12 protein-coding genes are annotated in these 14,817 nt (G+C 74.0%); 6 read left to right on the forward strand and 6 right to left on the reverse strand.

Annotated features, from left to right (window positions below):
- Positions 1–122 precede the first annotated feature (122 nt).
- The 5 genes from ACZ6K0_RS25640 to ACZ6K0_RS25660 all read right to left on the reverse strand — a co-directional run bounded on the left by ACZ6K0_RS25640 (position 123) and on the right by ACZ6K0_RS25660 (position 7,405).
- The gene (locus ACZ6K0_RS25640; protein WP_469234477.1) at positions 123–2,330 is read right to left on the reverse strand and encodes a molybdopterin oxidoreductase family protein; all 2,208 of its coding nucleotides are present in this window, start codon (positions 2,328–2,330) and stop codon (positions 123–125) included.
- A gap of 114 nt (positions 2,331–2,444) precedes the next feature.
- On the reverse strand, positions 2,445–3,125 hold the full coding sequence (locus tag ACZ6K0_RS25645; RefSeq protein ID WP_376407403.1) for a TetR/AcrR family transcriptional regulator: 681 nt from the start codon (positions 3,123–3,125) through the stop codon (positions 2,445–2,447).
- Between the two features lie 19 nt (positions 3,126–3,144).
- Positions 3,145–4,413 (reverse strand): hypothetical protein, encoded by a 1,269-nt coding sequence (locus ACZ6K0_RS25650; protein ID WP_376407401.1) that lies wholly within the window; start codon positions 4,411–4,413, stop codon positions 3,145–3,147.
- The gene (locus tag ACZ6K0_RS25655; protein WP_376407399.1) at positions 4,410–5,267 is read right to left on the reverse strand and encodes a cupredoxin domain-containing protein; all 858 of its coding nucleotides are present in this window, start codon (positions 5,265–5,267) and stop codon (positions 4,410–4,412) included. Before ACZ6K0_RS25655 ends, ACZ6K0_RS25650 begins: the two co-directional genes overlap by 4 nt.
- Positions 5,264–7,405, reverse strand: a complete 2,142-nt coding sequence (locus tag ACZ6K0_RS25660) for a right-handed parallel beta-helix repeat-containing protein (protein ID WP_469234474.1) — start codon at positions 7,403–7,405, stop codon at positions 5,264–5,266. The genes ACZ6K0_RS25655 and ACZ6K0_RS25660 overlap by 4 nt, the downstream gene beginning before the upstream one ends.
- A gap of 152 nt (positions 7,406–7,557) precedes the next feature.
- On the opposite strand from ACZ6K0_RS25660, the gene hmgA reads away from it, so the two are divergent.
- From hmgA to ACZ6K0_RS25675, 3 genes are read left to right on the forward strand one after another with little or no spacing between them, the layout of a single operon-like run.
- Positions 7,558–8,871, forward strand: a complete 1,314-nt coding sequence (gene hmgA / locus ACZ6K0_RS25665; RefSeq protein ID WP_376407396.1) for a homogentisate 1,2-dioxygenase — start codon at positions 7,558–7,560, stop codon at positions 8,869–8,871.
- 40 nt (positions 8,872–8,911) lie between these two features.
- Positions 8,912–9,661, forward strand: a complete 750-nt coding sequence (locus ACZ6K0_RS25670) for a GntR family transcriptional regulator (protein ID WP_376407394.1) — start codon at positions 8,912–8,914, stop codon at positions 9,659–9,661.
- 14 nt (positions 9,662–9,675) lie between these two features.
- Positions 9,676–10,908 (forward strand): type ISP restriction/modification enzyme, encoded by a 1,233-nt coding sequence (locus tag ACZ6K0_RS25675; protein ID WP_469234471.1) that lies wholly within the window; start codon positions 9,676–9,678, stop codon positions 10,906–10,908.
- A gap of 46 nt (positions 10,909–10,954) precedes the next feature.
- On the opposite strand, the gene ACZ6K0_RS25680 is transcribed toward ACZ6K0_RS25675, so the two are convergent.
- Positions 10,955–11,686, reverse strand: a complete 732-nt coding sequence (locus ACZ6K0_RS25680; protein WP_376407390.1) for a TetR/AcrR family transcriptional regulator — start codon at positions 11,684–11,686, stop codon at positions 10,955–10,957.
- Positions 11,687–11,749: 63 nt separating this feature from the next.
- Here ACZ6K0_RS25680 and ACZ6K0_RS25685 point away from each other — a divergent pair, with 63 nt between their 5' ends.
- From ACZ6K0_RS25685 to ACZ6K0_RS25695, 3 genes are all read left to right on the forward strand, one after another.
- Entirely contained in the window at positions 11,750–12,688 is a 939-nt protein-coding gene (locus ACZ6K0_RS25685; protein WP_376407388.1) for an ATP-binding cassette domain-containing protein, read from the forward strand.
- On the forward strand, positions 12,685–13,461 hold the full coding sequence (locus ACZ6K0_RS25690) for an ABC transporter permease (RefSeq protein WP_469234468.1): 777 nt from the start codon (positions 12,685–12,687) through the stop codon (positions 13,459–13,461). The genes ACZ6K0_RS25685 and ACZ6K0_RS25690 overlap by 4 nt, the downstream gene beginning before the upstream one ends.
- 103 nt (positions 13,462–13,564) lie before the next feature.
- Positions 13,565–14,761: a CaiB/BaiF CoA transferase family protein gene (locus ACZ6K0_RS25695; protein WP_376407384.1), complete on the forward strand. Its 1,197-nt coding sequence runs from the start codon at positions 13,565–13,567 to the stop codon at positions 14,759–14,761.
- The last annotated feature ends 56 nt before the right edge of the window (positions 14,762–14,817 follow it).

Below are 14,817 nucleotides of genomic sequence, written 5' to 3' on the forward strand. Positions count from 1 at the left end.
GATGTTGACGCGTGAGCAATACGAGCAAAACCCCAGGTCAGAGCCGAGTCGACGGCAGGAGTCATGGCTGGGGTCATGGCGGGGGGGCACGGCAGGAGTCACGGCGGGGGTCACGGCAGGGGTCACGGCAGGGGTGCCACCTGCACGGGGAAGCCGTTGAGGACGGCGGTGCCCGAGAGGGGGTCGATCCGGGAGCCGTCGAGGAGCTGGTTGACGTTGACGCCGGGGCGGGTGGCGGCCACGGAGAGCCGGGTGCCGGGCCGGTCGTGGCCCCACCCGTGCGGGAGGCTCACCACGCCCGGGCGCACCCCGTCGGTGATCTCCACCGGAGCCTCCAGGGAGCCGCCTTCCCCGGTGATCCGGGCGGGTGCGCCGTCGGTCAGTCGCAGTCGGGCCGCGTCCTCCGGATGCACCTGGAGGGTGCAGCGGTTGGAACCGCCGCCCAGGGCAGGGGTGTTGTGCAGCCAGCTGTTGTTCGAGCGCAGGTGCCTGCGCCCGACGAGCTGGAGGGTGCCCGGGGCCGGGACGGCGTGCAGCGCGGCGCGCAGGCGGGGCAGGTCGGCGGCGAGGGGCGCGGGGAGGAGTTCGATCCGGCCGCTGCGGGTCTTGAGCACCTGCTGGACACGCGGCTTGAGCGGGCCGAGGTCGATGCCGTGCGGCCGGTTCCGCAGCTCGTCGAGGGTGAGTCCGTACGGGCCGAGGCGCAGCATCAGGTCGAGGCGGCGCTCGGGTCCGGTGGCGCCGGTCAGCCGGTCCGCGAACTCCTTCGGATCCGCGCCGTACGCCGGGGAGTGCTCCTGGGTGACGGCCTTGGCGAGGGTGGTGTCGATCGCGAGCTCGTCGACGGCGGACGGCGGGGCGCCGTGCATGCCGGAGACGGCGAGGATCAGGCGGGCGTGGATCTCGCACTCGTCCATGGAGTCCGCTTCGAGGGGGATCGCCGCCGGGGTGTAGCGGGCCTGGTCGCGGACGGCGAAGGCGTTGAAGGCGAAGTCGAAGTGGGCGCTCCGGGAGGGCGGGGGCGGGGGCAGGACGACGTCGGCGTGGCGGGTGGTCTCGTTGAGGTACGGGTCGACGGCGACCATGAGGTCGAGGGAGTCGAGGGCCGCGTCGAGCCGGTTCCCGTCGGGGGCGGAGAGCACGGGATTGGCGGCGACGGTGATCACCGCCCGGATGCGTCCGTCCCCCGGGGTCTCGATCTCCTCGGCGAGCGCGACCAGCGGCAACTCCCCCTTGACCTCGGGGTGGTGCGAGACCCTGCTGTGCCGGCGGCCGAGGGCGAAGCCCTTGCCGGGGCCGGCCGGGCGCGGGGCGGGTGCGGTGGCGGAGAGCGGGAAGAGGGCGCCCCCGGGCCGGTCGAGGTTGCCGGTGAGGACGTTGAGGACGTCGACGAGCCAGTTGCCGAGGGTGCCGTACTCCACGGTGGAGCTGCCCATCCGCCCGTAGACGGCGGCGGAGGGCGCGGCGGCCAGTTCGCGGGCGAGGGTACGGATCGTGGCGGCGTCCACGTCGCAGGCGGGGGCGACGGCCTCGGGGCTGAACTCCCCCACCGCCGCTCGCACTTCCTCGACCCCTTCGACGTGGGCGGCGAGCGGGCCGAGGTCGGTGAGGCCCTCCTCGAAGAGGGTGTGGACGAGGGCGGCGAGGAGGAGCGCGTCGGCGCCGGGGCGGATGGCGACGTGGCGGTCGGCGAGGCGCGCGGTGCGGGTGCGCCGGGGATCGACGACGGTGAGGGTGCCGCCGCGGCGGCGGAGCGCCTTGAGCCTGCCGGGGAAGTCGGGGGCGGTGCACAGGCTTCCGTTGGAGTCGAGCGGGTTGGCGCCGAGGATCAGGAGGTGGTGGGTGCGGTCCAGGTCCGGGACGGGCACGGCGAAGGGGTCTCCGAACAGCAGCCCGCTGGAGACGTGCTTGGGCATCTGGTCGAGCGTGGACGCCGTGAAGAGGTTCCGCGTGCGCAGGGCGCCGATGAGCAGGGGCGGGTAGAGAGCGCCGGCGATCGTGTGCACATTGGGGTTGCCGAGGACGATACCCACGGAGTCCGGCCCGTACTCCTCGATCAGCGGGCGGATCCGGGCGGCGATGGTGTCGAACGCCTCCGCCCAGCTCGCCTCCTGAAGCCGGCCGTCCTTCCGGACGAGCGGGCGGCGGAGCCGGTCCGGGTCGGCGTCGACCTCGGGGAAGGCGGCGCCCTTGGGGCAGACGAACCCCTGGCTGAACACGTCCTCGCGGTCGCCGCGGGCTCCCGTGACCCGGGAGCCGTCGGGCGTCAGGGTCAGGGCCAGTCCGCAGGTCGCTTCGCAGAGGGGGCAGATGCGCAGGACGGTGGGCATGGCGTCTCCCTGGTGCGTCGGGTGGCGCCGAGCATACCGACCGGTTGGCACGTGCGGGAGGGGTGTGCGGGAGAGGCGTGCGGGAGCCTCGTGCGGAGGCTGCCCGCGGAGCCTCTAGGAGAGCGAGGGTGCCAGGTAGGCGTACAGGAGTTGGCGGGTCTCGTCGATCAGCGCCGGGTCGCCCTCGGGGTCCGTGCGGAAGGCGAGCCGGACGAGGGCGTCGGCGGTCTCGACGCCGACCAGGACCTTCCGGCGCAGGGCCTCGTCGGCGGCGCGGCCGAGGTGGACGGCGAGCAGCTCGCAGAGCCGCTCGGCGACGAGGTCGTTGGGGTGTCCGGCGGAGTCCTCCGCCCCCTCCCCCACCTCGTCCGCCCCCGACTCCTCCCCCGTCTCCCCCGTCTCGCCCGGCGCGCCGAAGTCGACGAGCGCGAAGCCCGGGACGGTCCGCTTCATGGCGATGAACTCGTCGAGGACCCCGTCGATGGCGCCGTACGCGTCGAGGACGGGCGTCGCGGCGAAGCGGGTGGAGATCCGCTCGGCGTACTGGTCGAGGTTGCGGTGGGCGAGGGCGGCGACCATCGCCCGCTTGTTGCCGAAGAAGCGGTAGACGGAGCCGATGGGGACGCCCGCGCGGGCGGCGACGGCGCGGGTGCTCAGCTGCTCGTAGCCGGTCTCGTCGAGGAGAACGGCGCAGGCGTCGAGGATCCGGGCGAGCCGCTCCGCGCTGCGCTGCTGGACGGGAGTGCGGCGGAGCGCGGGCGGGGGCTTGGGGCGGGTCTGGGGCACGGGGACCATGATGCCGCTCCGGTGGTTGTCAGGCGATGAGCAGGCCGATGCCTCCGAGGGTGTACGCGATCATCAGCAGGAACAGCGGCAGTTGGCCGGCGACGGCCCGGGCGGGCGGGAAGAGCCGGACGGACCGGTCGTGGGCGGCGACGACACCGAGGACGTGACCGGTGACGATCGCGGCGACCTGGAGGGTCGCGAGGCCGCCGGGGCCCAGTGGTGGGGCGGGCGAGAGGGCGTTGTCAGTGCCCGCTGCCATGATGACTGTGCGTGGTCCTTCGGTGACGAAGAGCGAGAAGTAGTGGGCGACGAGGTAGCCGAGGGCGATGGGCAGGAGTGAGTGGGCGAAGGAGGTGAGGGGTGTGGTGAGGGACCGGTCCATGAGGCGGAGGGCGCCCGCGCAGAGTCCGTAGAAGGCGGCGGCGAGGGCGACGACGGCGAGCAGGCCGAGCGTGGCGGTGACGGTGGGGCCGAGGGAGGAGGTCTGGAGGGTGGTGATCCAGCGGGGGTTGTCGGAGAGGCCGTCGTAGGCGGTGGAGCCGAGGAGGACGCAGACGGTGGCGACGAGACCGGGGGTCTGTGGGGTGGAGTCGAGGCCGTGGAAGGGGGAGCGCAGGACCAGGCGGCCGTCGGCGCGGCGGCCGAGGGGGGAGAGCCGGGCGAGGAGGGAGGAGTAGACCTCGAAGGGGTCGGCGTGGGCGAACCAGCGGTCGCCGTAGCGGGCGGCCCCGAGGAGCTGGACGCCCGCGTGGACGGCGAGGGCGATGAGGAGGGTGGTGGCGGAGGCGTTGTCGGGGGCGACGAGTTCGAGCCAGGTGAAGAGGAGGAGCCCCGCGGCGGCCGGGCGGATGCCGAGGGCGGCGGGCAGCGGGCGGGGGTTCCGTGGCGGGCGGAGGGAGTGGAGGGTGCGGAGCGGGTTGAGGAGGCGCCAGACGGGGCCGAGGAGGAGGGAGGCGGGGACGAGTCCGACCCAGAGGAGGACGTAGAGGGCGCCGGGCGCGGGGTTGCGGTCCGGGTCGTCGGGGCCGAGGAGGAGGTGGAGGAGGAACAGCAGGGCGACGGCGGCGCCCAGGAGCCGGAGGGTGGTACGGGTGGCCGGCGCGTCGGCCACCCGCTGGACGGATACGGGGAGGGGGCGCCCGGCCAGGTCTCCGCGGAAGCGGGAGGAGGACCAGAGCAGCCCGAGGGCGAGGAAGGAGACGAGGAGTGCGGTGAAGGCGCCGGCGTAGGCGTAGAAGGGCGAGAGGGGGAGGTCGTGCCGGGAGCCGACGCCGTGGGCCAGGGGGACGCCGGTCACCGGACGACGAGCTGGGTCAGGAGGAGTCCGGATTCGTGGGTCTCGACCTCGAAGAGGCCGGTGCGGTCCGCGGTGAGGGTGAGAGTGGCGGGGACGCCGGGAGAGAGGGGGAGTTCGCGGTCGTAGCCGTGCACGTGGAGGGTGTCGGCGCGGTCACCGGTGACCTGGAGGGTGAGGCGCTCGCCCTTCTTCAGCTCGATGCGGGAGGGGGGCGGCTGGACGGTCTTGCCGTTGATGGTGAGGCTGACGGTCCGGCCGGTCGCGGACGGCCGGGGGCTCGGCGGCGCGGTGGTGGCGGTGGCTGTGGCTGTGGCGGTGCCGGACGGCCGGGGGCTGGGCGGGGCCGAGGCGGCGGGGGCGCCGTCCAGGCGGACGGTGGCCTGGACGGGTGCGCCGGCGACGGCCCAGACCGTGTGGTCGTCCGCGTGGAGGCGGACGGTCAGGGTACGGACGCCGGGAGGTACGTACCCCCAGGCGCCGTACAGGCGGGCGGTCTCCTTGCCGTCGGCCAGGAGGCGGGCGTGGCCCCGGCCGAGGAGGGCGGCGCCGCCGGTGCTGTCCGGGGTGAAGCGGAACCTCTCCACCGTGAGGTGGACGTTCCAGCCGCCCTCGGTGTCGGGCCTGGCCTCGACGCGGACGGTGGGCGCGGTCGCCGCGGGGACCTCCCGCAGCCGGTGGCCGGATTCGTCGCGGGCCGGGAGCAGGGTGCCGCTGCTTCCGCCGGCCTGCTCATGGGTGGTGCCGGGCTTGTGATGGGTGGTGGCCCGGCCGCCGCAGCCCGCGAGGGACAGGGCGGCGGTCAGGACGAGCACCAGGGAGAGGAGGGGCGTCGCCGCCCCGCGGGGGTGCGTCACGCCGTTCCCTCCTCGCGGGGCCGCGGGTCGGCAGGGGCGGAGCCGGGGGTGGCGGCGGAGCCGGGGGTGGCGGGCGCGGCGGCGGAGGTGGGGACGGGCTCTGCCTCGTGCTCGGGCTCGGGGGTGGCCGGTCGCGGGGTGCGGGTGCCTGCCGCGATCACCGCCCAGAGGACCCAGATCACGCCGAGCAGCAGGCGGAACCAGGCGGGGCTGAGGGGGATGCCCGGGACCATCAGGACGGCCTTGTCGAAGGCGTCGAGCAGGGTGAGTGCGCCGAGGGCCACCGTGGTCCAGGCGAAGACGGGGCGGGTGGGCCGCAGGGCGAGGCCGATGACGGTCCACCAGACGCCGGTGAGGAGCAGCGCGAGGGCCGGGACGAAGGTCGGGGTGAGGGCGAGGGTGGAGCCGGCGACGTCCAGGGTCAGGCCCGCGAGGCCGACGAGGGTGGCCGCGCCGGCGAGCCGGTGGCCGCGCAGGCGGCGCCACCACAGGGCGGTGCCGGCCAGGGCGAGGACGAGGGCGCTGCCGAGGGCGAGCTGGGTCTCGACGCGCTGGATGCCCCGGGCGCCGTACCAGTCGCAGCCTGCCGGGAGGCGGCGCGCCTGGACGCTGTAGTCGGCGCAGACGAGGAGCTGGGCGAGCTTGACGGGCTCGCCGACGAGACGGTCGGTGTTCCCGGAGACGTCGCCGCGGCGTGCCCCGCAGCCGGGCAGGGCGCCGGGGCTGGAGGCGCCGACGTCGGTCTGCCAGCAGTTGCCGCTGCCCTGGCCGTCCCAGGAGACGTCGGTGCGGTTGGGGCGGGAGTTGCCGGCCTTGTCGACGCCGAGGTGGTTGTCGGCGTAGCGGTTGTGGTGGGAGGTGTCGGTCTGCTTGCCCCAGGCGGACTCGCCGCGGATGAAGGCGGGGACGGCGTTGAGGTAGAAGGCGGTGCGCTGGTGGCCGTACACCCAGTTGTTCTCGTAGAGGTTCCAGTTGCCGCCGGCGGTGATGATGCCGGTGCCGGGGGGCATGGAGATCTGGGGGCAGACGACGCCGCGTTCGTAGCCGCGGTCGACGGGCGGCTTGGCGCAGGTGCCGTCGGCGACGTACGGGTAGTAGTTCTCGTTGTTGTCGTGGATCAGGTTGCGTTCGAAGCGGGCGTGGTTCTGGGGAAGTCCGGGGTGGCCGGGGAAGGCGGAGTCCATGGAGGCGCCGCCCATGTTGTGGTCGAACTCGTTGTCGTGGACCCAGACCGAGTCTCCGGCGGTGCCGGAGTAGCCGACCATGTTGTGGTGGCTGCGGCAGCCGGTGATCTCGATGGAGTAGCGGGGTACGTCGTAGCCGCGGCCGTTGTTGATGTTCGAGGCCGAGCCGGGGTAGATGCCGGAGTCGCCGTTGCCGTACGACTCGCAGTTCTTGTAGAGGCCGTGGTCGGAGGCGAAGGTGAGGAAGCCGTACTCGTCGTTCCAGCGGGTGAGGACGTCGTCGATGACGAAGCCGTCGGCGGCGAGCACGTACAGGGAGTTGAAGGTCGTGCGCTGGGCGGTGAAGTTCCGGAAGTAGACGCCGTCGGACTGGTCGGCGCGGATGCCGTTGAGCTTCTGGTACTTGGCGTCGAAGACGACGTCGAGGCGGGAGGCGCCGGTGCCCTCGATCTGGAGGTTCTTCTTGCCGAGGATGGCGACCAGGTTCTGGTTGTGCGGGCACTGGCGCTGCTGCTCGTAGCTGAGGATCTGGTAGCCGAGCGAGGAGTTCGGGGCCTTGAGGGTGGCGCAGGCGCCGGTGGGTTTGGGCAGGGAGGGCTCCTCCTCGTAGAGGCCGGGGAGGACGGCGATCGTCATCCCGGGCCGGTCGACGGCGTCGACGGCCTCCTGGAGGTGGCGGTAGCCGTCGCGCGCGCAGCGGTCGAGGAGGGCGAGGTTGCGGGCCTTCACCGGGGCCGGGAAGCCGGATATCCGGCGGGCGAAGTCGGCGCGGTCGGTCTTGCAGACGAGGAGGTCGGGTTCGCCGGAGCGGGGCGTCGGCACGCTGCCGGAGCCGTCGGGGAAGGTGACGGGCCGCTCCTCGTGGGCCTGGGCCCCGGGCGCGGTGAGCAGGGCTCCGGCGAGGGCCGCGAGCACGACCGAGAGGGCGAGGACGAATCTTCGGGTCCAGGACATGCGCGTGAGAGTAGAGCATTGTTCATCTTTTCTGACCCCCTCGCGCGGTACCAATCCGGAACACCTCCGGCCACGCCCCCGTTGACGGAAGCGTCGCGGAATCCTACGGTCATGCATAGGATTCCCTTGTGGGCTCAGGACAGGAGCGGGCGATGACCACGGAGCAGGCCAGGAAGACGGCCGAGGCGCTCGAGTACAGCACCGGTTTCGGCAACGAGCACAGCTCGGAAGCGGTCCCCGGCGCACTGCCGCACGGCCGCAACTCGCCGCAGCGCGCACCCCTCGGCCTCTACGCCGAGCAGCTCTCCGGCAGCGCCTTCACCGAGCCGCGGGCGCACAACCGCCGCTCCTGGCTCTACCGGATCCGCCCCTCGGCCGCGCACCCGCCGTTCACCCGGATCGACGACGGCACGCTGCGCGGCGCCCCCTTCACCGAGACCGTGCCCGACCCCAACCGGCTGCGCTGGAACCCGCTGCCCGAGCCGGCCCCCGGCACCGACTGGCTCGCCGGCCTGTGGACCCTCGGCGGCAACGGCGACGCGACCCAGCGCACCGGCATGGCCGTGCACCTCTACCACGCGAACGCCTCCATGGAGCGGGTCTTCGGCGACGCCGACGGCGAGCTCCTGATCGTCCCCGAGCGCGGCGGTCTGCTGCTCCGTACGGAGCTGGGCCTGCTCGCCGCCCACCCCGGCGAGGTCGCGCTGATCCCCCGCGGCGTCCGTTTCCGCGTCGAGCTCCTCGACGAGACGGCCCGCGGCTACGTCTGCGAGAACTACGGGGCGCCCTTCCAGCTCCCCGACCTCGGCCCGATCGGCGCCAACGGCCTCGCCAACGCCCGCGACTTCCGGGCCCCCGTCGCCGCCTACGAGGACGTCGAGGGACCGGTCGAGGTGGTCAACAAGTACTGCGGCCACCTCTGGTCGGCGACCTACGGCCACTCCCCGCTGGACGTCGTCGCCTGGCACGGCAACCACACCCCGTACGTCTACGACCTGCGCCGCTTCAACGTCATCGGGACGATCTCCTACGACCACCCCGACCCGTCGATCTTCACGGTCCTCACCGCGCCGTCCGACACCCCGGGGCTCGCGGGCGTCGACTTCGTCGTCTTCGCCCCGCGCTGGCTCGTCGGCGAGGACACCTTCCGCCCGCCGTACTTCCACCGCAACGTGATGAGCGAGTACATGGGCCTCATCGAGGGCGCGTACGACGCCAAGGCGGAAGGCTTCGTGCCGGGCGGCGGCTCGCTGCACAACATGATGTCCGCGCACGGCCCCGACCGGGAGACCTTCGACAAGGCCAGCGCGGCGGAGCTGAAGCCGCAGAAGATCGACGACGGCCTCGCCTTCATGTTCGAGACCCGCTGGCCGGTGACCGCGACCCCGCAGGCCGCGAACGCCGACCATCTGCAGAAGGGGTACGACGACGTATGGCAGGGTCTTGAGCGCCACTTCCGGCCGTAGTGTCTCGGCCGTAAGCCCGTAGCCTTCGTACGGAGAACACGTGACCGCCTTCGCTCCCGACTCGCTGGTCCTGAACCGCAAGCTGCCGCTCTGGTATCAGGTCTCGCAGTCGCTGCGCGCCTCGATACTGGGCCGCACGCCCGACGCCTCGCTGCGGCTGCCCACCGAGGAGCAGCTCGCCACCCACTACGGCGTGAGCGTGCTGACCATGCGCCAGGCCCTCAAGGAGCTGGAGGAGGAGGGCCTGATCAGCCGGCACCGCCGGCGCGGCACCTTCATCGAGCCGGGCGCCCGCCGCTCCACCCCGCGCCGGCTGCTCGGCTCGATCGACACGATCGTGGCCCAGCAGTCGGGCGAGCGGACGACGGTCCTCGGGCACGGCGCCGTGCCGGTGCCGGGCGAGCTCGCCGAGTACTTCCCGGACGTGGCGGAGGTCGTGGCGTACCGGCGGCTGCGCCGTGACGGGGAGAGCGGCGAGCCGACGAACTGGGTGGAGAACGCGGTGCGGCCCGAGCTCGCCGCCGCGATCGACCCGGCCGACCTGGAGCGCTGGCCGATGACGAAGGTGCTGCGGGACGTGGTCGGGGTGCGGATCAGCCGCATCACGGACACGGTCGAGGCCCGCCTCGCCGACCCGGAGACGGCGGGCCTGCTCCAGGTCCCGCTGCTCTCGCCGATCCTCCACTACACCGGCGTGACCTACGACGAGGACGGCCGGGTCGTCGACGTGGCCCGCATCCGGTACCGCGGCGACCGCTTCTCCTTCACTGTCACGGTGGAGGCGCACTGACAGCGCTGGTTAGCATGCGGGGCGTGACGGAAGCCAAGGGCTCGGACGATGCTGTGCCCGCTCTCGACGACCTGCCCCTCCTCGACGACCTCATGCCGTGGTCCGTCGCGCCGCTGCGCTTCGGGCGGTCCTGGATCGTGGCGCCGGACGTGCGGACGCTGCGGGTCCGCTGGGACCGGCTGACCGGCGCCGAGGGGGCCGAGCGCGAGGCGCTCTTCCGGCCGAGCCGGGCGCGGACGCCGTCGAGCGCGGTGGCGGCCCTGCCCGGGCAGCGCACCGGGACCGTGCGGTTCGCCCGCGAGGCGGGCCCGTGCCCGGAGCCGGTGCGCGTCGCCCACGGGCCGTTCGACGAGCAGTGGCTGCTCCCCGACCACCGGCTCATCGACACCGCGCGCCCCGAGCTGTGGCGGGTCGCCGGGGAGCCGCAGGTCTTCGCCGTCGAGCAGGGGTACGTCCCCGGGGCGGCCGGGCCCGCGCTCCTGGTGACGGCGGCGCTCCCCGAGGGCCGCTCCCCGGCGGGCCGCCCCGGCCGGATCCGCCCGCTGTTCCGGCGCCCGGGCGGCCGGGAGCCCAATCTCGCGCCCGGCCTGCTGCCGTTCCTCACGGAGCGGTACGGGCGCGAGGTCGACGCCCGGGAGTGGCTCGCCTGGACCCTGGCGGCCGCGACCCCCTCCCCCGCCGGATGCCGCGTCCCGCTCCCCGGGGACCCGGAGGTCTGGGCGGCGGGCGTGGCGCTCGGCCGGGACCTCGCCGACGTGCAGCTGCGGGGCGCCCTGAGCGGGTCGAAGCCGAGGCTGCCGGGCGGGCGCCGCCCCTATGTGCGGGCGGCGGTCCCGGCGCGGCCCGAGGGGGTGACGTACGACGCCGGGGACGAGGTGCTCGGTCTCGGCGAGGGCCGGATCTCCCCCGTACCGCAGGAGGCGTGGGAGTTCCGGGTCGGCGGGGTGCGCGTCCTGGAGCAGTGGTTCGCGCACCGGACCGCGGCGGCCGAGCCGGGCTCCCTGGAGGCCCTCGGGCCGGCCGCCTGGCCCCAGGAGTGGACCTCGGAGCTGCTCGACCTGGTCACGGTCCTGGCGCTGCTCGGCGCGCGGGACACGGAGCGCACCGCCTTCACGGCGACGGACTCGGTGTCGCGGGAGGAGCTGCGGGCGGCCGGGGTGCTGCCGGTGCCGGACCGGGCCCGCCGCCCCGCGTCCGTACTGGACCATCAGGAGGAGGGCCCGGAGGGCCAGTTCGCACTGCTCTAGGGCCTGTCCGACCCTGATCCGCCGGACAGGCCCTGGTCGCCGTGCCTCAGGCGGGCGCCGGGACGAAGGAGTCGAGCACCCTGCGCATGGTGCGCTCGAAGAGCTCATCGGGGTCGAGCGGTTCGATCCCGGCCCCGGCGAGCACGGCGGCCAGCCGGGGGTAGCCGCCGCCGGAGATCTGCCGCACCAGGTAGGCGGTGCGGACGGCCTGTTCCTGTTCGCCGGACCAGGGCAGGGAGCGGGCGCGTTCGGCGAGGGCGATCTCGTTGGCGACGATCGTCATCACGGTGCCGTTGACACTGGCGATCAGTTCCATCTTGGTGCCGCCGGGCAGGTCGAGGCCGTCCAGGCAGCCGAGGCAGTGCTCCAGGAACCGCAGGGCGTTCGGACCGTAGGCGTAGCCCGTGGTCATCAGCCGGATCACCCAGGGGTGGCGCCGCAGGATCCCGCGCGCCTGCCGGCCCATGTCGAGCATGTCCGCGCGCCAGTCGCCGCCGGAGGTGCCGAGCGGGTCGGAGAGCGCGTACTCGCCGCTGACGGCGTCGACCATCAGCTCGTACAGATCCTCCTTGCGCGGGACGTAGTTGTAGAGCGACATGGTGCCGCAGCCGATGTCGGCCGCGATGCGGCGCATCGAGACCGCGTCGATGCCGTCGGCGTCGGCGATGCGGACCGCGGCGGTCACGATGTCGCTCCTGCTGTACGCCGGCTTCGGGCCGCGGCCCGCGCGCTCGGGCCGCGCCCAGATCACTTCAGGTTCGGCCGCTCGGCCCGCCATGGATCATCACCTCGCCCCCCATCGTAGTTACGTACACCGTACGTAGTGGGGTATGGTCACGCCATGACTACTACGTACGCTGTACTTAGTGAGGGTCTGCAGAAGCGGTACGGGGAGGTCCACGCCCTGCGCGGGCTCGACCTGGCCGTCCCCAAAGGCACGGTCTGCGGCGTCCTCGGCCCCAACGGCGCCGGCAAGACCACCGCCGTCCGGGTCCTGACGACCCTCGTGGCGCCCGACGCGGGCAGCGCCCGGGTCGCCGGGATCGACGTGGTGCGCGACCCGGCGGGCGTCCGCCGCAAGATCGCGGTCACCGGCCAGTACGCCTCCGTCGACGGCGACCTGACCGGCGCCGAGAACCTCCGGCTCTTCGCCCGGCTCCTGCGCGCACCGCGCTCCCGCGCCGACGAGCTCCTGGAGCGGTTCGGCCTGACCGCCGCGGCCGACCGGTCCGCGCGCACCTACTCGGGCGGCATGCGGCGCCGGCTCGACCTGGCCGCCAGCCTGCTCGTCCGGCCCGACGTCCTCTTCCTCGACGAACCGACGACCGGCCTCGACCCGCACAGCCGGAACGGGATCTGGGACGCTGTAAGGGACTTGGCGTCCGAGGGCACGACCGTCCTGCTGACCACGCAGTACCTGGAGGAGGCCGACCAGCTCGCCGACGACATCGTCCTGATCGACGAGGGACGCGTCGCCCAGCGCGGCACACCGGCCGAACTCAAGGCGCTCATCGGCAGCCACGCCGAGGTCGTCGTCGCCGACCCCGCGCTCCTGGAGGCGGCCGCCGCCGTCCTCGACCGGCTCACCGGCGCGGCCCCGGTCCTGGACGCCGAACGGCGCACGGTCGGCGCGGTGACCGTGGACACCACGCTCACCCTCCCCCGGATCGTCCGCGAGATCGACGCCGCCGGGGTCCACATCGTCGACGCGTCCCTGCGTCCGCCCACCCTCGACGAGGTGTTCCTGCGCCTCACCGACCGGAAGGAGCTCATCGCGTGAGCGCCCTCGTGCACGACGGGACCGCCGTCCTCGGCCGCCATCTCCAGCGGATCCGGCACGCCCCCGCCATCACCGTCATGACCCAGACGATGCCGATCGTCTTCCTCCTCTTCTTCGGGTACGTCTTCGGCAGCGCGCTCGCCATGCCGGGCGCCGAGTACCGGGCCTATCTGGTCCCCGGCATGCTCGTGGCGACGGCCGCCGGCGGCCTGATGACGGGCATGTTCCAGGCGGCGCAGGACTCGCACCGGGGCGTCATGGACCGCTTCCGGACCCTGCCCGTGAGCCGGTCCGCCGTGCCCCTCGGGCAGGCGCTCGCGGACCTCGTGGCGAGCGCGGTCGGCACGGTCCCGCTGATCCTCGTCGGCCTCGCCATGGGCTGGCGGATCGAGGGCACGGCCCCGGAGGCCCTGGGCGCCTTCGGCCTGCTGCTCCTCTTCCGCTTCGCGACGACCTGGGTCGGCATCCTGCTCGGCCTGGCCTCGCAGAGCGAGGAGGCCGCGGGCCAGCTGGGCAGCGCGACGTTCATGCTGCCGCTGCTCTCCAACGCGTACATCCCGACGGACGGCATGCCGGGGTGGCTGCGCACGGTCGCGGAGTGGAACCCGATCTCGGCGGTCACGACGGCGGTGCGGTTGCTCTTCGGCAACGCGCCCGTACCGGCGGACGCGGCCTGGCCGGTGGCCCACCCGGTGGCGGGGGCGCTGCTCTGGTCGCTCGCCCTGATCGCGCTCTTCGCACCGCTCGCGGTCCGCCGCTACGCCCGCCGCTGACCCCGCTACGCCCGCCTCTGCCCGCACCGGGCTCGCGCACGGCCGCCCGGGGTGACGGATCCCCTGATGACAGGGGCGGCCCGGCAGGGTAGGCAGGGCTGTCATGAGCACTCAGCCACTCCCCCTCGAAGGGGTCACGGTCGTCGCCGTCGAGCAGGCCGTCGCCGCCCCCTTCGCCACCCGGCAGCTCGCGGACCTCGGCGCCCGCGTCGTCAAGATCGAGCGCCCCGACGGCGGGGACTTCGCCCGGGGGTACGACACCGCGGCCCGCGGCCTCGCCTCGCACTTCGTGTGGTGCAACCGCGGCAAGGAGTCGGTGGCGGTCGACCTCAAGGACCCCCGGGGCCTGGCGCTCGTCCGGCGTCTGGTGGCCGGCGCCGACGTCTTCGTCCAGAACCTGGCGCAGGGCGCCGCGGCCCGGCTCGGTCTCGACGCCGCCACGCTGTGCGCCGCGCACCCGCGGCTGATCGCCGTGGACGTCTCGGGGTACGGGGCCGCCGGGCCGTACGCGCACAAGCGGGCGTACGACATGCTCGTCCAGTGCGAGGCGGGCCTCGTCTCGGTGACCGGCACCCCGGAGCAGCCGGTCAAGTCGGGGATCCCGGCGGCCGACATCGCCGCCGGGATGTACGCCTTCTCGGGTGTCCTCGCCGCACTCGTACGGCGCGGCACGACCGGGCGCGGCGGCCCCGTCGAGGTCTCGCTGCTCGACTCGCTGGCCGAGTGGATGGGGCATCCGCTGCACCACGGGTCGCACGGGGGCACGGCCCCGGCGCGAACGGGGCTCGCGCACGCGGTGATCGCCCCGTACGACGCCTATCCGACGGCCGACGGCGGCCTGGTGCTGCTCTCCGTGCAGAACGACCGCGAGTGGCGGCGGCTCGCCGAACAGGTCCTCGGCCGCCCCGAGCTGGCCGACGACCCGGCCTTCGCGACGAACACGGCCCGGGTCGCCGGGCGTGCGGCGACGGACGCGGCGGTGGCGGAGGCGCTGGCCCCGCTCACGGCCCCGGAGGCGCTGGCGCGCCTCGACGCGGCGGGCGTCGCCTGCGCCCGGCTCAACTCGGTCGCGGAGCTCGCGGACCACCCGCAGCTGACGGCCCGGGACCGCTGGAGGCCGGTGGACTCCCCGGTCGGGCCGCTGCGTTCACTGCTGCCGCCGATCGTCTTCCCGGACGGCCCGGAGCCGCGGATGGACCGGATCCCGGCCCTCGGACAGGACACGGACGAGGTGCTCGGGGAGCTCGGGGTGCCCGAGGCGGAGGTGAAGGAGCTCAGGAGCGCGGGCGTGATCGTCTGACGGTCACCCGCCGCACCGGGACGGCCGGCGGGACGGCCGGCGGACGCGGGTACGAC

It is taken from the genome of Streptomyces sp. NPDC042346 (assembly GCF_055581845.1).

What these genes read in the sequence shown, in the direction of transcription:
- ACZ6K0_RS25640 (WP_469234477.1), bottom strand. Translation starts at nt 2,330, where the DNA reads ATGCCCACCGTCCTGCGCATCTGCCCCCTCTGCGAAGCGACCTGCGGA.
- ACZ6K0_RS25645 (WP_376407403.1), bottom strand. Translation starts at nt 3,125, where the DNA reads ATGGTCCCCGTGCCCCAGACCCGCCCCAAGCCCCCGCCCGCGCTCCGC.
- ACZ6K0_RS25660 (WP_469234474.1), bottom strand. Translation starts at nt 7,405, where the DNA reads ATGTCCTGGACCCGAAGATTCGTCCTCGCCCTCTCGGTCGTGCTCGCG.
- hmgA (WP_376407396.1), top strand. Translation starts at nt 7,558, where the DNA reads ATGACCACGGAGCAGGCCAGGAAGACGGCCGAGGCGCTCGAGTACAGC.
- ACZ6K0_RS25675 (WP_469234471.1), top strand. Translation starts at nt 9,676, where the DNA reads ATGCGGGGCGTGACGGAAGCCAAGGGCTCGGACGATGCTGTGCCCGCT.
- ACZ6K0_RS25680 (WP_376407390.1), bottom strand. Translation starts at nt 11,686, where the DNA reads ATGGCGGGCCGAGCGGCCGAACCTGAAGTGATCTGGGCGCGGCCCGAG.
- ACZ6K0_RS25685 (WP_376407388.1), top strand. Translation starts at nt 11,750, where the DNA reads ATGACTACTACGTACGCTGTACTTAGTGAGGGTCTGCAGAAGCGGTAC.
- ACZ6K0_RS25695 (WP_376407384.1), top strand. Translation starts at nt 13,565, where the DNA reads ATGAGCACTCAGCCACTCCCCCTCGAAGGGGTCACGGTCGTCGCCGTC.